Origin of the sequence: Paenibacillus glycanilyticus, assembly GCF_023715145.1 — a bacterium.
Lineage (GTDB): Bacteria > Bacillota > Bacilli > Paenibacillales > Paenibacillaceae > Pristimantibacillus > Pristimantibacillus glycanilyticus_A.
The window spans coordinates 846,168-867,647 of record NZ_JAMBNP010000001.1; the positions used below are offsets into that span (position 1 = coordinate 846,168).

At 48.7% G+C, this 21,480-nt stretch carries 19 protein-coding genes and 2 pseudogenes; 8 read left to right on the forward strand and 13 right to left on the reverse strand.

The features are described from left to right. Positions 1-53: 53 nt before the first annotated feature. The 4 genes from M3194_RS03980 to M3194_RS03995 all read right to left on the reverse strand — a co-directional run bounded on the left by M3194_RS03980 (position 54) and on the right by M3194_RS03995 (position 3,558). Complete coding sequence (locus M3194_RS03980) at positions 54-992, reverse strand: ABC transporter permease (protein WP_251651719.1); 939 nt, start codon at positions 990-992, stop codon at positions 54-56. After that, positions 985-1,917 (reverse strand): ABC transporter ATP-binding protein, encoded by a 933-nt coding sequence (locus M3194_RS03985; protein WP_251651720.1) that lies wholly within the window; start codon positions 1,915-1,917, stop codon positions 985-987. Before M3194_RS03985 ends, M3194_RS03980 begins: the two co-directional genes overlap by 8 nt. Before the next feature lie 188 nt (positions 1,918-2,105). Next, positions 2,106-2,396: a DUF3817 domain-containing protein gene (locus M3194_RS03990; protein ID WP_251651721.1), complete on the reverse strand. Its 291-nt coding sequence runs from the start codon at positions 2,394-2,396 to the stop codon at positions 2,106-2,108. Between the two features lie 235 nt (positions 2,397-2,631). Continuing rightward, on the reverse strand, positions 2,632-3,558 hold the full coding sequence (locus M3194_RS03995; protein WP_251651722.1) for a DMT family transporter: 927 nt from the start codon (positions 3,556-3,558) through the stop codon (positions 2,632-2,634). Between the two features lie 115 nt (positions 3,559-3,673). Between M3194_RS03995 and M3194_RS04000 the strand changes: the two genes are divergently transcribed. Then, positions 3,674-4,576 (forward strand): LysR family transcriptional regulator, encoded by a 903-nt coding sequence (locus M3194_RS04000; RefSeq protein WP_251651723.1) that lies wholly within the window; start codon positions 3,674-3,676, stop codon positions 4,574-4,576. Between the two features lie 60 nt (positions 4,577-4,636). Here M3194_RS04000 and M3194_RS04005 read toward each other — a convergent pair whose 3' ends face one another. The 3 genes from M3194_RS04005 to M3194_RS04015 are packed head-to-tail and all read right to left on the reverse strand — an operon-like array spanning position 4,637 to position 6,766. Further along, complete coding sequence (locus tag M3194_RS04005; protein ID WP_251651725.1) at positions 4,637-4,999, reverse strand: cupin domain-containing protein; 363 nt, start codon at positions 4,997-4,999, stop codon at positions 4,637-4,639. Positions 5,000-5,012: 13 nt separating this feature from the next. Beyond that, positions 5,013-5,774 carry a sugar phosphate isomerase/epimerase family protein gene (locus tag M3194_RS04010; protein WP_251651726.1) on the reverse strand — a complete coding sequence of 254 codons (762 nt, stop codon included), beginning with the start codon at positions 5,772-5,774 and terminating at the stop codon, positions 5,013-5,015. After that, the gene (locus M3194_RS04015; protein WP_251651728.1) at positions 5,771-6,766 is read right to left on the reverse strand and encodes a Gfo/Idh/MocA family protein; all 996 of its coding nucleotides are present in this window, start codon (positions 6,764-6,766) and stop codon (positions 5,771-5,773) included. The genes M3194_RS04010 and M3194_RS04015 overlap by 4 nt, the downstream gene beginning before the upstream one ends. A gap of 178 nt (positions 6,767-6,944) precedes the next feature. Here M3194_RS04015 and M3194_RS04020 point away from each other — a divergent pair, with 178 nt between their 5' ends. Continuing rightward, positions 6,945-7,508 carry a helix-turn-helix domain-containing protein gene (locus M3194_RS04020; protein ID WP_251651730.1) on the forward strand — a complete coding sequence of 188 codons (564 nt, stop codon included), beginning with the start codon at positions 6,945-6,947 and terminating at the stop codon, positions 7,506-7,508. Positions 7,509-7,591: 83 nt separating this feature from the next. On the opposite strand, the gene M3194_RS04025 is transcribed toward M3194_RS04020, so the two are convergent. Continuing rightward, positions 7,592-9,085 carry an MDR family MFS transporter gene (locus M3194_RS04025; RefSeq protein ID WP_251651731.1) on the reverse strand — a complete coding sequence of 498 codons (1,494 nt, stop codon included), beginning with the start codon at positions 9,083-9,085 and terminating at the stop codon, positions 7,592-7,594. Between the two features lie 22 nt (positions 9,086-9,107). Next, positions 9,108-9,707, reverse strand: coding sequence for a TetR/AcrR family transcriptional regulator (locus tag M3194_RS04030; RefSeq protein ID WP_251651732.1), 600 nt, complete (start codon positions 9,705-9,707; stop codon positions 9,108-9,110). A 218-nt stretch (positions 9,708-9,925) separates the two neighbouring features. On the opposite strand from M3194_RS04030, the gene M3194_RS04035 reads away from it, so the two are divergent. The 3 genes from M3194_RS04035 (at position 9,926) to M3194_RS04045 (ending at position 13,674) form a co-directional block, all read left to right on the forward strand. Then, entirely contained in the window at positions 9,926-11,422 is a 1,497-nt protein-coding gene (locus tag M3194_RS04035; protein WP_251651734.1) for a spore germination protein, read from the forward strand. An 88-nt stretch (positions 11,423-11,510) separates the two neighbouring features. After that, the gene (locus M3194_RS31435; protein ID WP_251651735.1) at positions 11,511-12,542 is read left to right on the forward strand and encodes a Ger(x)C family spore germination protein; all 1,032 of its coding nucleotides are present in this window, start codon (positions 11,511-11,513) and stop codon (positions 12,540-12,542) included. A gap of 28 nt (positions 12,543-12,570) precedes the next feature. Then, positions 12,571-13,674, forward strand: coding sequence for a GerAB/ArcD/ProY family transporter (locus tag M3194_RS04045; protein ID WP_251651737.1), 1,104 nt, complete (start codon positions 12,571-12,573; stop codon positions 13,672-13,674). A 132-nt stretch (positions 13,675-13,806) separates the two neighbouring features. Here the strand turns inward: M3194_RS04045 and M3194_RS04050 are convergent. The 3 genes and pseudogenes from M3194_RS04050 to M3194_RS04060 form a co-directional block, all read right to left on the reverse strand. Further along, positions 13,807-14,072: pseudogene (locus M3194_RS04050) on the reverse strand (ArsB/NhaD family transporter); the annotation flags it as partial. Positions 14,073-14,084: 12 nt separating this feature from the next. Next, positions 14,085-14,276: pseudogene (locus M3194_RS04055) on the reverse strand (ArsR/SmtB family transcription factor); the annotation flags it as partial. Between the two features lie 126 nt (positions 14,277-14,402). Further along, entirely contained in the window at positions 14,403-16,997 is a 2,595-nt protein-coding gene (locus M3194_RS04060; protein WP_251651738.1) for an adenosylcobalamin-dependent ribonucleoside-diphosphate reductase, read from the reverse strand. 397 nt (positions 16,998-17,394) lie between these two features. On the opposite strand from M3194_RS04060, the gene M3194_RS04065 reads away from it, so the two are divergent. The 3 genes from M3194_RS04065 (at position 17,395) to M3194_RS04075 (ending at position 21,183) form a co-directional block, all read left to right on the forward strand. Continuing rightward, positions 17,395-19,209 (forward strand): DEAD/DEAH box helicase, encoded by a 1,815-nt coding sequence (locus tag M3194_RS04065; protein WP_251652128.1) that lies wholly within the window; start codon positions 17,395-17,397, stop codon positions 19,207-19,209. After that, positions 19,206-20,138: a YqhG family protein gene (locus M3194_RS04070; protein ID WP_251651739.1), complete on the forward strand. Its 933-nt coding sequence runs from the start codon at positions 19,206-19,208 to the stop codon at positions 20,136-20,138. The genes M3194_RS04065 and M3194_RS04070 overlap by 4 nt, the downstream gene beginning before the upstream one ends. A 151-nt stretch (positions 20,139-20,289) precedes the next feature. Beyond that, a complete protein-coding gene (locus tag M3194_RS04075) occupies positions 20,290-21,183 on the forward strand; it encodes a hypothetical protein (protein ID WP_251651741.1) in 894 nt (297 codons plus the stop codon). On the opposite strand, the gene M3194_RS04080 is transcribed toward M3194_RS04075, so the two are convergent. Then, a complete protein-coding gene (locus tag M3194_RS04080; protein ID WP_251651742.1) occupies positions 21,180-21,368 on the reverse strand; it encodes a YqzE family protein in 189 nt (62 codons plus the stop codon). The genes M3194_RS04075 and M3194_RS04080 overlap by 4 nt on opposite strands. Positions 21,369-21,480 lie beyond the last annotated feature (112 nt).

A 21,480-nucleotide genomic window follows, 5' to 3' on the forward strand; every position in this document is an offset into this window, starting at 1 on the left:
CAGACCGGGACTCGCCCGGATGATGGCCTTTTCTATAGAAGTTATCCTTTTCTTTAAGCCGTTACGTCTCTCCGCGTGAACATCAGCCAGGAAATCAAGTTAAATGCCAGGAAGTAAACGACCAGCACTCCGATGGAGAAGGAAAGCGTCATTCCGTCCTGAAACGGTCTTCCGTCCAGATACTGGGTCAGATCCGTATTGGCAAACAAGAGGTATTTGCTCCACTCATATCGGTGCAGTGCCTCCAGAAGAATATTGCCCGCAAACAGAATTCCGATGGAAAACCCGATCGACATGGCGCTGCTGCGGAAAACAGACGAAATCATAAACGCAATGGTAACATACATGACGGTTGCAATACCGTTAAGCATGTACGTTTTCCAGAGATTAAGCACCATATTTTGTTCAACAATATGCCCATTAATCATGCTGACCAACGGCAGGCCTATGTCTTTAAAGCCGTATAATATGCCATTCATCAAGACGGATACAACAAACAGGGTAAACAATAAGACCAAACCAAACAACAGCATGGCGATATACTTGGATAGGAGAATCTTTAACCGGTTGGCCGGACGAATAAGCAGCAGCTTAATGGTGCCGGTTGCAAATTCGGCAGCCACGATATCTCCGGCGATAATGATCGTAAAGATCGTAATCAAAATCCCAAGGCCCGCCGATTCGTTTATTCCATTCCACATCGTACCTTGTTCCGAGCGGATATTATGCTCCAAGTGGTAATCGATAACCTCAATCTGTTCCTTATAATACGTCTGGCTCTCATCGTCCGGAGAAGAATTCTTCAGCCGATCGTTCCACATCTCTTTCTGCTGCGTTAATTCCGTCTGCCAGCCTTCGCCTTGCGCACTCTTGTTTTCGTTCCACATAACAAAGTTGCCAAAAATAACGAAAGCGGCCATAAGAGCGATCAGAATCCAAGTCCGTGCCCTCCGGAAAATCTTCATGTTCTCATTAAGCACCAGATTAACCAATCTGCCCACCTCCCGTTAATTCCAAGAATCCATCTTCCAGAGAACGCCGGACCATCTGTACGCCATAGATGCGAATATGGTTCCGCATGAGCTCCTCCAGAATATCCGGGATCTGTTCCCTTTCGGTTGTAACCTCTATGAGCCCGTCTTCGGAGATTTTGATTTCCTGCACCCCAGCCATCTGCCGAATGCCTTTAATGGCCTGCTCCGGCATTTGAGCTTCAATCCGATACGTTTGGAACGTGTCGCTGCCCTTTGTAAAATATTCAATTGGCTTTACATCTATCAGCTTGCCCCGCTGCAAGATGGCGACCCGGTCGCACATCAGCTCCATCTCGGACAACAGATGGCTGGAGACGACTACCGTTATTCCTTCCGTCCGGGTCAGATAGCGCAAATAATCCCGCAGCTCGCGAATCCCCTCAGGATCAAGACCATTGGTAGGCTCATCAAGAATAAGCAGGGATGGCCTATGCAGCAAGGCCTGTGCAACGCCGAGGCGCTGGCGCATGCCGAGCGAGTACTTCCGCACTTTCTCATGAATACGGTTCTCCAGCTTCACCAGGGAAACAACTTCATCAATCCGTTCCTTGGTTACGCCCGGCACCATGCGTGCGTAATGGATAAGGTTATGGTATCCGGTCAGATACTTGTACATTTCCGGATTTTCCACAATGGCGCCAACGTGGCGTATCGCTTGTTCGAATTCGGTTTTAATATTTTTCCCTTTGATCAGAATTTGGCCATTCGTCATAGCTATTAGTCCAACGATCATGCGGATGGTTGTCGTTTTGCCGGCGCCGTTTGGGCCAAGGAAACCAAAAATTTCACCCTGCGGCACATCAAAGGTTAAATTGTCGATGATGGTTTTTCTCCCTACCCGCTTCGTTACATTTTGCAGACTGATTACAGGTTCGCTGCTCATTGATAGTCTCCTTTATATTTAATACCTCTTGTAACCAACTAGATATTAACACGGTATTTATCGTTTAGCAATAAATGATTATTAAAAAGCAATATGTATTTGTCGTTAAAATTACAAAAACCGGCCTCTGCCCAAAAAAGCTTGGAGAGAAGCCGGCATTTGATATAAATCGCTGACAGAAACCGAATCTAGCCTTCTGCTTTTAATCTGCGCTCCAGAACAAATGGTCCAAACGGCAGGAAGGCTGCAAGAACCGCCCCCGCTATACGCATAATCTTCCATCTGAATAGAATAGCCATGACTACGATAGCAATTAAATAGATTGAAAACAAGAAACCATGAATGCCGCCCGTAACCGCTACAGCCTCCGGAGTATCGAACATATATTTCAAAGGCATCGCAATGCCAAGCAGGATCAGGAATGATGCACCTTCCAAATAGCTGATCCAGCGGAACCATGTTCGAACGGATTGTTTCACTACTTCACTTCCTTTCTGAATTTTTAACTAGAATCTATTACGTAATCAGCCTATCGTTCGTTTCTTAATTCATTGATAAATCTATGAATAAACGTATAAATGGTGACGAAACCTATCCAATTGAATTCCTTGCTTGAAAAGATACGTCATCCAAATGGCCAATTCGATGACCAACTAAATAAAGGACAGATCCAAAAGCCGCTGGCTTCGGAGCTGTCCTTTTTCCAAATCATCTTTAAATCACGCCAGTATGTTCTTTCCCCACCGGTTTCGTTCTGGCTCTTCCACCCCTGGCCATGAGGTTAGCCGACAGCAGCATTCCCGCAATGACGATTACGCCGCCAATAACCTGGGTGACCAGCAGTTCCTGTCCGGTCAGCACGGACAAAATCGCCGTGAAGATAGGCATCAGATTCATGGTAATGCTGGCTTTGCCCGGCCCTAGCACCTTGACCCCTTGGTTCCAGAACAAGAAGGAGCCTATGGAAGGGAACAAGCCCAAATATAAAACGCCTGTTACGCCAAGCTCGGAAATGCGTTCGATATGCAAAGGCTGCGTAAACAGCAGCGGAATAAGGCAAATGACGCCAATAAAGGCCGTAAAGGCTACGAACGTAATCGGAGGCAGATGCTGCGCTCTTTTGCTGATAATGGAATAGATTGCCCACAAGAATACCGCTATAAGCAAAATGCCGTCTCCTTCGTTATAATGCGTGCTGAACACGCCAAGCAGATGTCCCTTCGTTAATACCGTCAGCACGCCGAGGAAAGATAATACAAGCCCCGCTCCCTGCCATACCGAGATTTTGTCCTTCAGGAACAGCAGAGACAAGACGATCATAACCGCCGGAGTTAAGCTGTTGATCAGACTGCCGTTTGTCGACGAGGTGTGCTGGAGTGCCGTATAAGTCAGCAGCGTATAGAATACTACGCCCACCAGCGCCAAGAATAACAACAGTCCCCAATTGTTTCTCCATACTTTCAGCCAATTTGGCTTCTCCACCAGCTGGGCCATCGGAATTAAGACGACCGCAGCAATTGCCCAGCGCAGGAAGGAGACCCAGATTGGAGGGAAATCAGCCGTGACCGACTTGCCAAAGATCAAATTCCCCGCCCAGAACAAATTGGCCAGCACTAGAAATAACCATGCTTTTGTTTTCATAATGGAACACCTCTCCCCACTCAAATCATTCTTTCTCTTGGTCTATAATCATGTTACAATAAACTTTATCATAAATAAAATGAATATAAGTGATGAAGGAGATATTAAATTTGGTATGAGCAAATCACTTCTTCAATTGATTGTCGCGATATCGGAGACACGGAGCTTTACAGCCGCCGGAGAGAAAATGAATATGACACAGCCAGCCGTCAGCCGCGCGGTTACCACGCTGGAGCGCGAGCTGGGTGTAATGCTGCTTATTAGAGACCGGCGTCTCGGAGTCGCCCTCACGCCGGTTGGGGAGCGGATTGTCCGGATCTACCGGGAAATTCTTCAAGGGTATGACAAGATTGATCAGGAAATCGCCAGCGAACAAGGAATGGAAACCGGCAGCGTCCGGATCGGCGCTTTCCCGGTTGCCGCGTCCTATTTTGTTCCGAAGCTCATCAGCCATATCAAGCAGCAGTATCCAAAGCTTGAATTCAGCATTGTGGAAGGAACCATTGCCGATATACACCAGTGGCTGGATAACCGGGAAATTGATGTGGGGCTGCTCATACCATCGGATAAAACCCTTCATTCCTACCCTCTTTACCGGGAAGGCATTTATGCGGTCATGAGAGAAGATCATCCGTTACACGCAAAGAGTATCATCAGTCCGGAGGATTTACGGGAAGAGCCGATGCTGATCTGCAAAGCCGGTTACGAGCCTCCCGTCCTTCAGTGGTTTGAAAGTGCAGGGGAACAGCCCCAAATCAAATACATTCTCTACAACTACAGAACCGCCCTCCAAATGATTCTTGCAGGCGAAGGCTTAGCGGTTATGTCCGAGCTGTCCTTGCTCGACCTTCCTCCCGGCATCCTGCTGAAGCGGATCTCGCCGGCGGCTTACCGGGATATTCACATCGCCTCCGGTCCCGTGGAGGACTGCACCATAGCGGTAAAAGCCTTTATCGAAACCGCGCAGAAATTGTTCCCTTTCCAAGCAGAGCATGAACCCCTGATTCATTTAAGATGATTCTATAAAAAGAAAAAAAGACAGGAACCGGTAAAAGGTACCTGTCTTCTTTCATTTCGTCTATTCCCCGATTGTCTGACGGTCCGGTGCCGAGTAAGCAATAATCATCCGGCAAGGCTCCCAGCTTGTAACCGTCGCATTATGCGGAACGCCCCTAGGGATGCGCAGCATCATTCCCGGCTCCAGGTGGAATACCTCATCGCCAAGGGTGTGATCGCATTCACCGGATAATACGAAGATAAGCTCCTCGCAATTGGGATGAATATGTCTTCCGTTAGCTTGCCCGGCTTCAATATAGACCATTCCGAAGGTCATCTCCGCCTCCGGATCAATGTCTTGACCACATAACCAATGGATCTTGCCCCAATCCATCGGAAGGATACGGCCGCTGGCTTCCTTGCGCAAATCCGAGATTGTCGCCATATTCGTCCTCCCTTTACTTCATTGACTGCAAACCTTGCTTTAAGAAGCTCATACACTCGGTTAATCCTTCTGCAATCTCCCCGCCGCTTTCCTCATCCGCCGAGATCCACCCGCGGTAGCCCGTATCCAGAATGGCTTGGAAAATCGGGCCAAAATCGATCTCTCCACGACCGAGGATCTGCCACTCTCCTGCCGCAAAATCCTTCATATGAAAGTTATCGATGACGGATGCATAAGCTCTGATCAACTCTGCTATATCATGAATACCGGATTTGACCAAATGTGCCGTATCCACCGTTAATCCTACGCTCCCCGGCTGCACCCCGTCGAAGAAGATATCGAAATCCTCCCTGTGCATCACGGGCTGGTCGTAATGATGATGAAGCGAGAGCTTTAAGCCATATTGCTGCGCTTCTATGCCAAGCTCCGATAGCTGCTCAGCAAACCTTCGAATATCTTCCCTTGTTACCTTGCTGCGCGACACCCCATGGCAGAATACAATCCGTTCGGATCCGATCCTCTGCCCGAAGCGGAACAGCTCTCTTAACTGCTTACTCCCGTGCTCATCCACATTCCCGCCGGCAATAAGAGCAGCCCCGATCCCTTCTCTATGCCCCCACTCCTCCATAAACCGCTCTGGCTGATGGAGATAAGGCGCATATTGTCCGGCTTTTAGCTGCAGGCCGTCATAACCGGCCATGCCATATTCGCGAAAGAGTTGATCACGCTCTTCTTCGGAGGAAGTGGGTCTTGAAAAAGCATATTTGATCCTCATATCTTAATTCCGCTGTTAAGCCTTACGATTTGCGAATCGGCCGCTGAACGGTAGGCGGCGTCGAGCATTGCGACCGTCTTCAAATTATCTTCCGCACTGTTGCTTGCGATTGTACCCGTCTCAACCCATGACAGCAGCTGTTCCAGGTTATCGAGACTGTTTTGTTCGCGGGAATATTGGTTCTCCCACACGCGCGAAGGCTGCTGATCTCCCGGCAAGGACAATTCAACCCGGTTATGATTGCATCTTACCGTCCCCTTCTCGCCGATTACGATCATTTCGGTCCGGCTAATCCGCGAAGAGAAGCTTTGCGTATAGGTTACGATGGAACCGTTTTCAAATCTTAGCTGAACGGTCGCATCCGTTTCGCCTTTGCAGCTGACTGCGTCTGAGGAATTCATGATGCACGCAACGGACTCTGCTTCACAGCCTAACACTTGTCTGAAGCCGTCAAACCAGTGAATGCCCATAACCGACAAGGCATGCCTCTCTTGATCTAGTCTCCAGCCCGAATCCTGACGGAAGAACATTTCGTTAAATATAATCATCGTCACTTTGCCAATCGTTTGCTCAGCAACCATGTTTTTGACGATCTCAAATGGATAATGGCGTCTGAAGTTCTGGTTAACGGCCACGGGGACGTTCAGCTGCTTTGCTTTTTCCGTAATGGCAGCAGCGTCGCTTAATGTATCGGAGAACGGTTTTTCAACGAGCAAAGGTATTCCCGCTTCCAGCAGCGGAATAACGACTTGCTTTCGAATGGAGGTAGGCGTACACACGACGGCAGCATCAACGCCGCTGTTTTGAATAAAATCATTCAAATCCGTAAATCGTTGTTCGATTCCGTATTTTTCTGTGCGGGAGAAGAGAACCTCCGCATTCGGATCACAGATTGCCGTAATGGCCACACGTTCCGGGTTTGCCTTGTAGCCTTCCAGGTGCAATTCAGAGACTCCGCCTGCCCCAACAAGACCGACTTTAAATTTCTTCAACGCACTCCACCCCATTCAACGTATTTTATCATAATTCAACATGGTTGAATAACAACTTGATTATAAGCCATTCCCTTCCATCCGGCAATCTATATTTTTCGTTGAAATGGCTGGCGTTTTAACGCAAGTATCGGTAAAGTTGTAGTACAGAGTAAACTGGATAACGCGAGGGATACCTATGGAATTGGGCAAGAGAATCCGATTAATCCGCAAAGAACAGAAGCGGACGCAAGACGAAGTGTCCGCTTCCTGCGGCTTTACGAAAAGCATGCTCTCCAAAATCGAAAACGGCAGCACGATGCCCGCCGTCGCTACGCTTATGAAAATTGCCTCCGCGCTTGGCGTAAAGGTATCGGATCTGCTTGAGCCGTCGCCTAGCAACGGAACGGTCCACACCCCGGCTTCAGACTACCGGGATCCCGAGAAATGGATCAAGACGGATAAAGGGTATTCCTTCTTTGCCTTCGCATCCGGCAGACGGGACAAATTGATGCAGCCTTATGTGTTTGTTGCCGAGCGCGGGGAAGTGAAAAGCCATGTATTCTCCCATGAAGGACAGGAATTTATTTATGTATTAGCCGGTCAAATGAAATATAAGGTCGGAAGCACGGAATATGAAATGAACGCGGGAGACGGCATGTACTTCAACTCCCTCGAGGAACATCTGGTCATTCCGATATCCGAGCAAGTCAAATACCTGGCGATATTCACCGAAGAAGCCGGCAAGCCAGGTGAAGAGTAAGCCTCCAACAGCCCCTAATAACATATAAAAAAAATGGCTGCAACAGACTTGTTCATCTGCGCAGCCATTTTTTATTGTTTTCTTTAATGACCCATCATCATGGATGGATCTGGAGCATCACCCGTATGCTGATCTTCTTCCTTCAGCTTCGGTTTGCGCAGGATGAGCGAAAGGGCAACGCCAGCTGCCGCAATACAAGCCGACAGGAAGAAGGTATCTCCATATCCCGCCACTACGGCGGTAAGCGGATTAGCTCCTTCGCCGGCACCTGCAGAATGGGAAGTAATTTGGGAAGTCAGGTACCCGGTAAGTCCGGCAACCGCAAACGACACGACTACTTGCTGCGCGGCTGTTGTGAGTGGCGTGACCCGGCTCACCAAACGGCGAGGCGCCGAGTTCAGCACATGAGTATTAAGCGGCATCATGGAGAAGCCCATGCCTAATCCCATCATGCAAATCGACACGATAATAACCGTCAAGCTGGTATCCACCGTTACGCCGGATAAGATAAACAGCGCGGTTGAGACGACGGCCAAACCAACGAAAGCAAGCGGTCTCGCACCGATTTTATCAAACAGCCTGCCGCTGATCGGCATGCCGATACCCGCGCAAATCGCTTGCGGCATCAGAATCCAACCCGTTTCAAGAGCCGTATAATGCTTGACGCCTTGAAGATACAGAGGAACGATCAGCATCGCGCCAAACAAAGCGAGCTGTACAATCCACGTCAAGATAATGCTGCGGGTGAAATCCGAAGATTTGAATACCTTCAGCTCGAGAAGCGGCTGCTTCTGTCTAAGCTCCACGAATATAAATGCAATCAAGGCAATTCCGCCGACCAACAAGCCCGTGATCGTAGAAGTCGAAGTCCAGCTTGTGCCCCCTTCGCTGACGCCATAAGCCAGCATAGCGAAAGCAATTGGAGCAAGACACATGCCGATAACGTCCAGATGAGGAGCTTTCTGACGATCGGACTTAGGCAAATACCTGATACCGAGAATAAACGCAATAATGCCAATTGGCAAATTGATAATAAAGATCCAATGCCAGCTAACCGAATCAACCAGCCATCCCGATAATACGGGGCCAAAAGCTGGCGCCATCAGCATTGGAACACCTAATACGCCCATAATGGATCCGCGGCGTTCAGGAGGAGCAAGCTTGAATACCATCGCCATCCCGATTGGGGATACCATGCCTCCGCCCAGGCCTTGAATGACGCGGAAAATAATTAATTGTTCCGGACTTTGCGCAATGCCGCACAAGACAGAACCGAGAGTGAAAAGTGTGATTGTCAAAAGAAAGATCTGCTTGGAGCCAAATCGATCCGTCAACCAGCCGGCAAGCGGGATGACTGCTGATAAGGCTAGCGTATAGCCCGTAACCGTCCATTGAATGGTCTTGAGGTCCGTATCGAAATACTCTACAAGATGCGGAATGGCATTATTGACGACGGTACTGTCGAGAATAACCATAATCATGCCTACAACAATAGCCATAAGCGGCGGGAGAATGGCTTTAAATGAAAAGTCGTCTCCATCGTTTGTTGTTGGTTTCGTTTGTGCTCTTGCTGTCATGTTTCATTCACTTCTTTCCATTTCATCGTGTTGTATATTTATAAAAATAATGATCCAAGAACAAATCGATTTGTTCCTCCACGGAACTATTTGTGTGATAGATTTCCTTATCCATCACTTCGTTCTTGTGGTTAAAGCTGCTTTTGATGATAGGGGTTAGGATCGCTCCAAACATTTGCTGAAGAATAAGCAGGATCGAATCTCTGCTTGTAATGCCCGTTATTTCGGTTAAAGCGGAACCCAGTTTATCGAATCCTTGATTCTTGAGGAACAAGGCATATTCCGTTTGAGATTCAAAAATTTGATCCTGGAAAAGCACCTTTTTAATTAACTCCGGGTGCTCCTGAAGGGACGCCGTATATAACAGTAAAAACTTTTTGATCCTTTCAAGCGGCGGAAGCTCTAATTCGTCAAATGCATGAAATGCGGCCCGGAAGGAGTACAGCTGAAGCTTAAGCGTCTCACTGATTAACTTCTCCTTCGATCCGAAATAATAATTAACGAGCGCCACATTTGTCCCTGCCAAACCTGCAATTTTACGGATAGTTACTCCATCCAGTCCCTCGGCTTTAATCAAATCCATCGTTGCGGCGAGTATCTTCTCTTTTGTCGATGGAATCACTCCGTTCCTTTTTGTGTAAACAGCGTTTTAAACAGCGTTTAAATCACTGATTAAATTTACTTTAGAATGTCCCTTTATGTCAATCCTCATCGCATGAAAAAAACACCTATGACTTATGGAGACACCCTTTTTTTCCTTTAGACCAACTGTCTTATAGGAATAATAACAGGCGGATTCATCCAAAATAGTAGCAAACCGGATGATGGGAATGAACAGCTTTGCAGAGCAGCCAACATGAGCTAACAACGATTGATGAATTCCTTGCGGCATGCCGTCAGTCAAGCGATTTTATTACGATTGATCTTTCTTTTATGCTTACCGCGCCTACTACCTTTAAGCTGTCTTATTATAAAACCTTAGTAGATAAAGCGAAGCTTAGTCACATCATAAAGTCTCTTCAAGAAGTGGAACCATCTGCTTCTCTAACAAGAATCGAAGAGCTAGTCGCTCATATTCCCATAGACGGAATTCAGCTAACCGATGAAGTGGAAACCATTCAGTCCGGCGTATTGAAGGGTTTTTTACTCGTGCATAACGATAAAGAGCTTCATTTGAATGCGCTTGTTCCGTTAATCAGCAAAAACGGCCTTCGGACAAGCAATGAGACCGAAGAGGAATTTAGCGTCGTTGGGCCAAAGGTAGGCTTTGTAGAAGACGTCGACTATAACCTGCAGCTTGTTCGGCTGCAATTAAACAGCCCAGACTTGATCATCAAGGAAATTACGGTCGGGACTTTGTCGAAGACAAGAGTCTCCTTGCTGTATCTTAAAGAAGCCGCAAACCAAGAAAATGTAGCCAAAATTGAAAAACGCATAAAATCGCTTAATTTTGACGTTATCTTCGATACGACTCAATTGGATCAGCTTATTGCGGACAACTCTTTCACCCCGTTCCCGTTGTTTATAACAACCGAGCGCAGGGATCGGGTAGTGTATTCTCTTATATTGGGACAAGTCGCCGTGGTTTGCGACGGATCTCCTTACTTTATTACGGGTCCCTCTAACTTGTTTGACTTTTTTGTATCACCGGAGGACTACTATACCCCTTGGCTGCTGGGCTCCTTTTTCCGAGCTATTCGGATTTTCGGAGTTGTCTTCTCCATGCTTGCTTCAGCCATGTACGTCGCGATCATTACGTTCCATTACGATATTATTCCGAAGGAGCTTCTTGGACGTCTGGTCTATTCCAGGCAAAGCGTTCCCTTCCCCCCGCTCGTCGAAGCTCTCTTTCTGGAGATCACCGTCGAATTTTTAAGGGAGGCAGGAGCCCGTCTTCCAAGCCGTATCGGCCAGACTCTTGGGATTGTTGGAGGAATTATTTTAGGACAAGCAGCCGTTGAAGCCTCTTTAACAAGCAATGTTCTTATTATCATTGTTTCTTTGTCTGCCCTGGCTTCGTTTGTAACTCCAATCTATAAGATGTCTAATGCTATCCGGTTTCTGAGATTCCCCATCATTTTTCTCGCTGCCATTTGGGGCAGTTTAGGAATCGCTTTAGGCGTGACCATTATCATTATCCATTTATCCCAGCTCCGTTCCTTGGGGTATCCGTATACGGTTCCCTTCTTTCCATTGCGAACGAAGGATCTCAAGGACAGCTTAGTCCGATCCTCTTATTCGAAAATCAATTCAAGACCAAGCTTTCTCAAACCGGCTACAACCATCCGTTATGTGCCCAAAAAGGCAAAAGTAAAACGCGATTTCGACGAGGAGTGACTATTAGTTGGGATGCAGGGTTAATTATAAAGTTCCTTTGCTAATATCGGCTCTTAGCCTACTTCTTGCTTCATGCGGCAATGAACAGGTGATCGATCAAATCGAGCTTGTTCAGACCGCCGGCTATGATATGGATGATCAAAAAGTATTGACCAGCATACTTATTGGGGATTATAGCGAGAAAGAAAAAACGAGAGTCAAACTCCTTACAACAACATCCAATAACAGCTATGACATGATACCGCTGCTTAATTTCAAGACCAATAACCCGATCGAATACGGACAAATGAGAATGATGGTCTTTGGAGAGGATTACGCTCAGCGGAATATTGGCCCCATTCTGAAATTTCTTGGCCAAGATGTATCCATTTCAGGTAACCTGCAATTGGCTGTTGCTAATAATAAAGCTGCCGAGCTGTTAGCCGCAACCATCCCGGCACATGATCCCTTATTTCTAATGGATATGATTCTTCAGAATTCAGACAAGGCGAATCTGCCTCATAGCGATTTACAATCCATCCTTTACAATTTCTATGATGAAGGAAGAGATGTTTTTTTGCCGCATCTTTCATTGGATAAAGACAAAAACGCCCTGTCCGATGGCATTGTCCTGTTTAAGGACGGGTCGGGCGGAAAACTCGTTCAACATAAAGGAAACAAAGAGGCGTTATGGCTGAAGATGCTTCTCGAAAACGGCAAAAACGGTACCTTGGAGCTTCCTATGGAAGATGTGAATAATAAACGCGAACCGTTCGCTTTTATGCAGATCGTCACGTCTAAAGCGTCCTTTAAAAATAAAACGACCATGATCGGCACGCAGCCGTCCTATGCGGTTGATGTGAAGCTTACGGCCAAGGTTGTTCTAAAAGGCATTCCTGACCAGAATTCAGGAGCAGATGGGACGTTATTGCAAACCAAGCTGGAGAAGTACATCTCCGACGAATTGGAGCAATTCATTCGATTCTGCTGCAAGGCAGGGATAGATCCGGTTGGGTTTGGAAGCTTCTTCCGGGGCAAAGTCCGAGGCTGGAGCGCTTCCGAGTTTTATGCGGCTTATCCTTCCATGAAGTCAAATGTCACTGCTAACGTTCAGATCTTGAAGTCTGGCACACAAAAGTAAAGATAAAAAAGAATGGGGACTCGCATACGTGAATGGAGTAGTCAGCGATAAATTTTCCGTTTCGCCCATGCATCTATTATTCGTGATGTACGTGAGTTTAGTTAGCTCGGGGACGATGAGCTTTCAGCATGATATCGCATTTAGCGCTGGCCATGATGCATGGATCTCGGTCATTATCGCTACTCTTTATATCGCTTTGTTGGTCTGGATGATGTTTTTTATTCTCAACCGGCAGAAACAGGAACAAGCATACCTTGTATCGATCAACAACAGGTATTTCGGTAAAACGCTGGGTACTGCTGTCAATCTGATTCTGATCCTGTATCTCGTTATAGGTTCTTTTGTAGCCTTTCGTAATTATCTTCAGATCATCCATGTATGGGTCTTCCCTCACTCGACTACTTGGCCGATCGGTCTATTTATTTTGCTTATTGTTTACTATGCCATATCGGGTGGATTTCAGTCGGTTACGGGGTTATGTCTCTGGGGAACGATAAGTATCTTTATTTTTATCATCCCTCAGCTGATAACCGTTGCCACTCGACTGCATTTGGATAATATCCTTCCGGTTTTTAATCATCCAATAGCTGAAATCGCGACCTCCTCCAAACAAATGACGCATGAATTTACAAGATGCGAAATCCTGCTTATCGCCTACCCTTTCATTAGGGAGCAAAAAAAAGCAAAGCGATGGGCTTATTGGGCAGTGTTGGTGTGCGGCTTGTTATATTTGCTGTTATCTATGTATGCCATCGTATACTTCAGTCAAGGCCAACTCGAGCAGATTTCCTGGCCGACCTTAAGCTTGTTTTCAACTCTGGATTATCCTCTTATGCAGCGTATGGAGACTTTGTTAATTACAATATGGATCGTTAAAATTCTGGCCATTATCTCTCTAGGATTATGGGCCGCCTGCCACAGCATGAAGCTAACAACAAAAACAAAGCAGCGAACAAGCTTGAAAATATTTATGGGAGTCATCGTGATCCTGCTGTATTTCACCAAGAATGAAGAACAAGCGCAAATGGTAACCAATCTCTATTCAAGCGTTGGGGAGTATGTCCTATTCCTCTATATTCCCCTGTTGTTTGCCATCTCGTTATTCATGAAAAAGCGCCTTAAAGAAGAATAGGCACCCACCTTGGTGGATGCCTATTCGGTCTGCTTATTTGCCTTCTGTCAAAAATTGCTCAATACGGTGCTTGATCGAATCACGAACTTCCGCGAACTTAGCCGTGATTTCTTCTTCCGTACCTGTCGCTTTTGGCATATTGTTCATAACCGAAGATAATACCGCGGATAGAAAGCCCATCCCGATCGTGGACGCATACAGCCCCTGGTCCGCAATGGATTGAATGACTTTGCCGAGCTGATCCGTCAGCCCCGCATTTCGAAGACCAAACACAACCACGTACATCCCAATGGAGAAGATCACACGGCCCACGAGGCCTCCTTAACCAGCCTCCATTTAGGAATGGCCGGACTTCGGCGCGCCGCTGCTATGAACAGGACCGCAACAACACCTGCGATCTCATTTAACAATCCGGCAGACTTCAGCTTCCGAAGATGCTGGCTGGCATTAGGCTGGGACATCACGATGATATCGGTAATGTCGCAGACGCACAGTTCCTGTTCCTTTAATAGAGCCAAGATGGTTAAGCGTGTTTTATCTGCCAGCATTTTATAGGCTTCCGCCATAACTTGAATCTTTTTTCCATGCAGCACCTCTGTCATTTCTCAATTAGCTTGATTTCAATGATATAAGCATATATTAAGGCATTGTAAATGTGCAGCCGCAAAAAACGGCAATGGAACAGGGGGACCACCCCCCGGAACCATTGCCGTTTTTCTTATAAATTATTAATTACATTTGCTATATCCGCAGTTGCTGCACTGCTTACAGCCTTCCACATTGATGAGCGAGGCCGATCCGCAGGATGGGCAAAGATCGCGAGAGGTAACCTCGCCGTGCTTATGCGCCTCATCAACTGCCGGTGCAGCAGTCGGCAATGCCGGAGCAGCTTTGACCGGCTCGTAGGCAGCCGCCTGCTCGTTCGTGCTCTCGATGTGAATCTCCAGCGCTTTCGCTACCGCATCCGCGATGGATTCAACGCGATTCGCGCCAAAGCCGATGGCGCCAGTGCCGCCAATGCCTTTAAGATGCTTGATCAGCAGCTTCACCTTGTTGCCATGGTCGCCGTAGCGGAGGAACAAGGAGCATACGCGGCCTAACGCTTCCGCCATCGCAAAGACGTCAGAGCCGGCTTTGCCTACGTTCAGGAAGATCTCGCCCGGAATGCCGTTCAGATCGTTAATCGTTATATAAGCCATGCCAAACGGCGTATTCACCTTGTACGTCGCCCCGCGCAAAATTTGCGGACGGCGTTTGTACTGCTTGTCGAAGTCCTGCTCCGCCTGCGGCGATACTTTCGCATTCAGCGTAGTGTTAAGCGACGCAACCTTGTCTTCCTCTTTCACCGCTTCCGCGGCCGCAGCCGCTTCAACTGCCGCGGTATCCGGCTTGTCATCATCCTTCTTCGTCGACAACACCTGCACGTCACGGCTGCCGTCACGATAAATCGTTACGCCTTTACAGCCAAGATCAAAGGCCATCTCATACAGCTCTTTGGTTTCTTCCACGGTAAAGTCGCTCGGACAGTTCGCTGTCTTCGAGATCGAGCTGTCTACCCAGCGCTGAATCGCCGCTTGCACGCGGATATGATCCTTCGCCGACAAATTCATCGCGGTTACGAAGTAATCCGGCAGCTCTTCGCCCGGATGCGCATCCTTCCACTCTTGCGCGATTGGCACCAGCTGCTTGTCGAAGCCCAGCCGGCTTTGCCGGAAATATTCGAAGGCGAAGTAGGGCTCGATGCCCGTTGAAGTACCAACCATCGTGCCCGTGCTGCCCGTTGGCGCCTGCGTAATAACGGTAACGTTACGGATGCCTTTCGCAAGCACCGCTTCGCCTACTTCAGGGAACTCCGAGACCATGTTCTTCATAAAGCCGCTTTGCAGGAATTTCTCCGCATCAAACGCTTCAAACGAACCTTTCTCCGAAGCAATCTCGGCGGAAGCAAGATATGCTTCGCGTGCCATAAAGCCATATATTTTATCGAGGAACAGAAGCGATTCCGGGCTGCCGTAGCGGATGCCAAGCTTGATCATCAATTCTGCAAGACCCATCGAGCCAAGTCCTACGCGGCGCTCAAGCTTCTGATTCCTTTCGTTTTCTTCAAAGTGATAAGGAGTTGTATCGATTACGTTGTCAAGGAAACGTACGGACCATTGCGTTACCTTCGACAGCTCTTCCCAATCTACGTCATGCTTGGTTTCGTCATAGAATTTGGACAGGTTTATTGCGGACAGGTTGCAGACACCCCAGCCCGGCAGCCCTTGCTCGCCGCATGGATTCGTGCAGATGATCGGGTTGAAATACCAGCTGTTCGACATCTGGTTATAATATTCCATGAATACGACGCCAGGCTCTGCGGATTTCCATGCCGATTCGATAATCGTATGCCACACTTCGCGCGCACGAACGGTTTTATAAGGAATAACCCTCTTGCCTAGCTTCTTCCAGGCTTCCAGATCGCCGGTCCAAATATCGTCATAGCCTTCTTCCTTCGTATCCGGGAACACAAGCTCCCACTCCAAATCTTCCTTCACGGCTTTCATAAAGGCATTGCTTACGCATACCGACAGGTTGGCATTCGTCACTTGTCCCATCGTCTGCTTCACGGTAATAAAATCAAGAACATCCGGATGCCAATCATTGATCATCAGCATCAGCGCGCCTCTTCGGCTTCCGCCCTGCTCGATCAAGCCCGTTGTATAGCTGAACAGGCCTCCCCAGGACACTGCTCCGCTCGAAGATCCGTTAACGCCCGCTACTATAGCGCGGCGAGGACGCAGCGACGACAGGTTAATCCCTACACCGCCCCCGCGGGCCATAATTTCCGTCATTTCCGACAAGGTAGTCATAATGCCGCCGCGGCTGTCCTTAGGAGACGGAATAACATAACAGTTGAACAAGGTCAGCTCTTCACTGGCACCGGCTCCCGCGGCAATCCGGCCGCCCGGCACCAGCTTCCAGTCATCCAGAATGTAACGGAAGCGTTCTGTCCAGATCTGCCGTTTCTCTTCGCCTTTCTCTGCTCCTGCCATTGCCCCTGCCAGACGGTCCCACATTTCCTCCGGAGTCTTCTCTATCGTTAGCGTGAGCTTCTCCACGCTGCTCGTTACCGTATCCCCGCTTCTCAGCTTCACGGTCACTTCATCGCCGCTGCGGGCAATCACTTCCCCAACTTCCTTGGCCGGGAATTTCGGATCATCCTTTGTCAGGACCAGAACAACATCCCCTACTGCCGTGTTCTTTGTGTCCGCATTCTTCCAAGCATAGCGGTCCAAAAATATTTTCTCGCTAAGACCTTCCAATTTCCGCGTCATTACCATCCGATTGGTCCTTCCTCCCATGTCCCCTTATATCGCATGCACACCTGTTATTGTATGTGTCGGGCACCATATATTGTGTGTACTACTTATTATACTATACTACATATCGGTATCCACAGCTGTTTCCACCTATTTCGCCGCTATTCTCCGCTTACATCGCCGATTCTCTTTCTATTGCTTGTCTTATCGCTAATTTTACTCGTTTTATTGTTAAGATTTGTTGAAAAAGACCATACTAGTGACAACAATAATCTCTATTCGCCTAGGCGAAACGACTGACAACTCTCCCTCATTAAAGAGAGCTGCAACGTTTTGCAGGTGAAATATAAGCGCAGTATAGGGAAACTTGTACTTTCTTATATTTTAAAAAAGGAGCTGTCCAATCGTGACCTTTACTATGAATAATCAGGCGAATGTAAGTCCCGCTTCCAACGAAGCTTCTATTGTAAGGCGCAAGCTGCATCCGCTTGTTGACCTTCAATGTGACCGCACCTGGTTCGAAGAGCTGCAAAGCCGTATGGCGAAAAATGGACCTTGGGATGATTGGACGCTCTATCAGCTGTCGATGGAAGCCGAACAGGCCAAACGGATCGACAGCTTCGAACAATTGCAATGCCTGCGTACGCTGCCTTCCTTCGAGCCGATGCCGCATCAGATTGATACGGCGCGCAAAGTCGTGCACGAGATGGGCGGACGCGCTATTCTCGCCGATGAAGTAGGCCTTGGCAAAACGATTGAAGCCGGCCTTGTGATCAAAGAATATATGGTTCGCGGTCTCGTCCGGAGAGCGTTGATTCTTGTCCCCGCTTCCCTCGTCCTGCAATGGGTGAGAGAGCTGAATTCAAAGTTTGGCATTTCGGCCGTCGCCCAGAAGAAAGAACATACCTGGCAATATGACGTCGTTGTTGCTTCCATCGATACAGCCAAGCGCGATCCGCACCGCGACATCATTCTCGGCCAGGATTATGACATGATCATTATTGATGAAGCCCATAAGCTGAAAAACAAAAAAACGACAAACTATCAATTTGCGCTGCAGCTCCGCAAAAAATATTGTCTTCTTCTCACCGCTACGCCGATCCAGAACGATCTGGATGAGCTGTACAACCTCATTACGCTCTTGAAGCCCGGCCAGCTTGGCGGCCAAAGCGAGTTCGCGGCCAACTTTGTTGTCGACAAGCGGCTGCCGAAGAACGAGGAGCAGCTTCAGGATGCGCTGTCCACCGTCATGATCCGCAACCGGCGAGGCGATGGCGGCATATCGTTCACGAAACGCGTCGTGAAGAATATCCCTCTGGAGCTGTCTCCCGAGGAGAAAGCTCTCTATGATGCCGTAACGGCATTTGTCAGGGACCGCTACAAGGAAGACGGCGTCGATATGATGAGCATGCTTCCTCTCGTTACGCTGCAGCGCGAGGTATGCAGCAGCCGGGATGCGGTATTTATTACGCTTGTTAATCTGTTCAAGAAAACCGCCGAGGATTCTCCAATTCGCCCGAAAATCTGGGAGCTGGTTGAGTTCATCAAACAAATCAAGGCGAATACGAAAGCCGAGAAGGTCATGGAGCTTATCCAGCAGATTAACGACAAGGTGATTATCTTCACCGAATACCGGGCATCGCAGGAGTATTTGCTGCAATTCTTCCGCTCGCATAACATATTGGCCGTACCGTACCGGGGCGGCATGAACCGCGGCAAAAAGGATTGGATGATGGATCTGTTCCGCGGGCGGGCACAAGTGCTGATCGCAACGGAAGCCGGCGGCGAGGGGATCAATCTGCAGTTCTGTTCCCATATGATCAACTTCGACCTGCCGTGGAACCCGATGCGCGTCGAGCAGCGGATCGGCCGCGTTCACCGGCTTGGGCAGACGGAAGATGTGAAGATCTACAATTTATGTACGCTAGGGACAATTGAAGAGCATATCGTAAATCTGCTGCATGAGAAAATCAATCTGTTCGAGCTCGTAATCGGCGAGCTCGATCATATTCTGGAGCGGTTCGAGTCCGATGCCGGCTCCATCGAGCAGCAACTGGCGAAGCTGCTCCTTGAATCCGGCGAAGACACCACTCATCTGGAGGAGAAGCTTAACCATCTTGGTTCAACCTTCTCCAAGCTCCGGAGCGAAACGGATTCGCCCGAGGCTCCCAAAGGTTCAACCATCCTTGCTCAGATGACCGAGCTTGGCCAGAAAGTCGAGGTGAGACCGTGAATTCCAAGCAGGTCCATAAGTACGTCCAGCGTTTCCTTGAAGCGACAGAATGCTCAATCCTGGAGAAATCGCCGGCCCATTTTACCGTCAAGCTCTCCCCTGCCGCCGATCGCGAATTGACGAACCGTCCATTCTATTGGAGCTTTGTTGACCGCACGGGATCGGAGCCGGAGACGATGACCTATCTGTTCGTAACGGACAAGGAGAAGTATGAGGAGAACCTGACTTCACCGGCTCCGGCGCCGGCCCAGGCTGCGAATGCCGTGGATGCCGCGCTTAACCGCTCCTTCGGCTTTGTGAATAATAATCTGGCTAATGCTGTCCGCACGCCAAGAGAGGACCTCTACTTCGGCTCCCGCAAGCTGGAGCAGCTCTTTGGTGCAGCCAAAACGTCAGGGAGCTATGTGAACCTGTTCCAGGAGCCCGAAAGGCGCTCCAGCACTCCCTTCCAATCGACGCCGTACACCGCATGGCTAGGCGTTAACATGCGCGTTGAATTCGCCTGCGACCGGAAGCGAGAGGAAATACACAGCTACGGCGTCTCCCTTGCAACAGGACTGGTGGTAGAGAATTTCTATGACCGCCTCAAAAACCTCAAGCTGACGCCTCGGCTGCCTTCTAATATTCATCTGACCCGGAACGGTCTATCTTATGCGAAAGCATTGGGCGTAATCGAGACAAGCCTTGAACGCAAGCTGAAAAATTACGACTATGCCTGGGCGGAAGATGCGGCAGCAAGGCTGGAGGAAGAGCTGGACAGGATCCGCCATTACTATGATCCGATGATTAAGCATGCCGAAGATGACACAAAGGCCGCCATCGAGGAACAGTTCAACCAGCGCCAGACCGAGATCAGATGGCAATATGAGCCCAGGGTGACGGCTTCCGCCATTAACTGCGGTATTTTCCACCTGGAAGGCATCGAATAGATACAATCAGACGGCATTCGCAAGCATACGCCAAAAAAAGAACATCATAAACAATCATGCCCGCGACAGGTTCCAACAGCCTTCTGCGGGCTTGTCCAATATAATGGGAACATGTCAGAAACACATGCAGAATTAAGAAAGGGTGTGCCCTATGCAAAAGTGGATTCGACAAGCGGCTATAGCCGCCTTAGTAGTATCGACACTCCTTATCACCGCTACGACCGTTCAAGCCGAGCCAATCCCTCCTTCCCCTATAACGCAGCAAAATCAGCTCCAATCCGCGATTCGCGGCTGGATGGACGAGCTTGCGAAATTACCGGAATTCCATGCATGGAGCGACGCCGAATTTACCGTATCGCCGCTTGGTCCCGGCACGCATAGCTGGATTGCTATCGTGAAGGATAAAGGTCAAACCGCCGGCTATTTGGTTATTCAAGCCAAGGAAAATGGCGGATTCGCGCTTGGGGAATATGGAACCGGGGAATACTTGTTTGATCAGACAACGCTGCAACGGTCGCTTGTGCAACTTGAGCTGATCACGTCCTTGCTGGATTCCAACCAGGCCTTATATATTCATCCGTTGCTGGCTGTCTGGGATATTAAGGGCTCTGCCGAGGATACTTATCTGGATGGCATGAGCGGAGAATGGCTGCCTCTCCGGCAAACAACCTGGGATAAGGCAAGTAAAGCGGAGGAAGGCCTTGCAGTCCGTTATGCTCTGGAAGGCGATTCCGTTATCAAGAGGGCCGTCCGCAGCCGCTCCTTCGATCCTTACAGCAAGATGCCTTGGCTGACGGAGAAGCCCCTTCAAGCAACGGCAGAGCATACAGAGCTGGTCCTGAAAGCTTTAAGCTCCAAAGAACCGCTCCGTTATACGGCTGAGCGGTTTAATAAGGAAATGCTGTATGTGTGGTCGGTAACCGGCTATCATAATTGGGGAGATAACGGCACCGTATATGCCGCTCTGGAAACAGACGAGCTCGGCAGCAGCACAAGGTACATTCCCCTCAAGCTTCTTGCCGAGCTCGGTTACTTCTACCGTTAACGTTCCGTACGGCCTTTCCACCATAACAACACGCTTGATCCGCCCCATCCGAACCAGCGCGTCAGCCAATGCTCCCTTGCGGCTTTGGCTGACGCCTTTGCTTGTTTCCGTTCATCCTTCGGCGTCTCGATGTAGTTCACAAATTCCACGGTCATATATTTAATCAGATCATGTCCATTTGCCACGTTCGATCACCTCTGCGGTTTATTTGTTACTAGAAGTTTGCCCGGAATGCCCGGAACATAAACATGCATGAGTTTTCCTTCATTAAGCCACGCTATCGGTAGCTGCTTTATT

What these genes read in the sequence shown, in the direction of transcription:
- M3194_RS03985 (WP_251651720.1), bottom strand. Translation starts at nt 1,917, where the DNA reads ATGAGCAGCGAACCTGTAATCAGTCTGCAAAATGTAACGAAGCGGGTA.
- M3194_RS04025 (WP_251651731.1), bottom strand. Translation starts at nt 9,085, where the DNA reads ATGACAGCAAGAGCACAAACGAAACCAACAACAAACGATGGAGACGAC.
- M3194_RS04075 (WP_251651741.1), top strand. Translation starts at nt 20,290, where the DNA reads ATGCAAAAGTGGATTCGACAAGCGGCTATAGCCGCCTTAGTAGTATCG.
- M3194_RS04000 (WP_251651723.1), top strand. Translation starts at nt 3,674, where the DNA reads ATGAGCAAATCACTTCTTCAATTGATTGTCGCGATATCGGAGACACGG.
- M3194_RS04005 (WP_251651725.1), bottom strand. Translation starts at nt 4,999, where the DNA reads ATGGCGACAATCTCGGATTTGCGCAAGGAAGCCAGCGGCCGTATCCTT.
- M3194_RS04010 (WP_251651726.1), bottom strand. Translation starts at nt 5,774, where the DNA reads ATGAGGATCAAATATGCTTTTTCAAGACCCACTTCCTCCGAAGAAGAG.
- M3194_RS04020 (WP_251651730.1), top strand. Translation starts at nt 6,945, where the DNA reads ATGGAATTGGGCAAGAGAATCCGATTAATCCGCAAAGAACAGAAGCGG.
- M3194_RS04065 (WP_251652128.1), top strand. Translation starts at nt 17,395, where the DNA reads ATGAATAATCAGGCGAATGTAAGTCCCGCTTCCAACGAAGCTTCTATT.
- M3194_RS04060 (WP_251651738.1), bottom strand. Translation starts at nt 16,997, where the DNA reads ATGGTAATGACGCGGAAATTGGAAGGTCTTAGCGAGAAAATATTTTTG.
- M3194_RS03995 (WP_251651722.1), bottom strand. Translation starts at nt 3,558, where the DNA reads ATGAAAACAAAAGCATGGTTATTTCTAGTGCTGGCCAATTTGTTCTGG.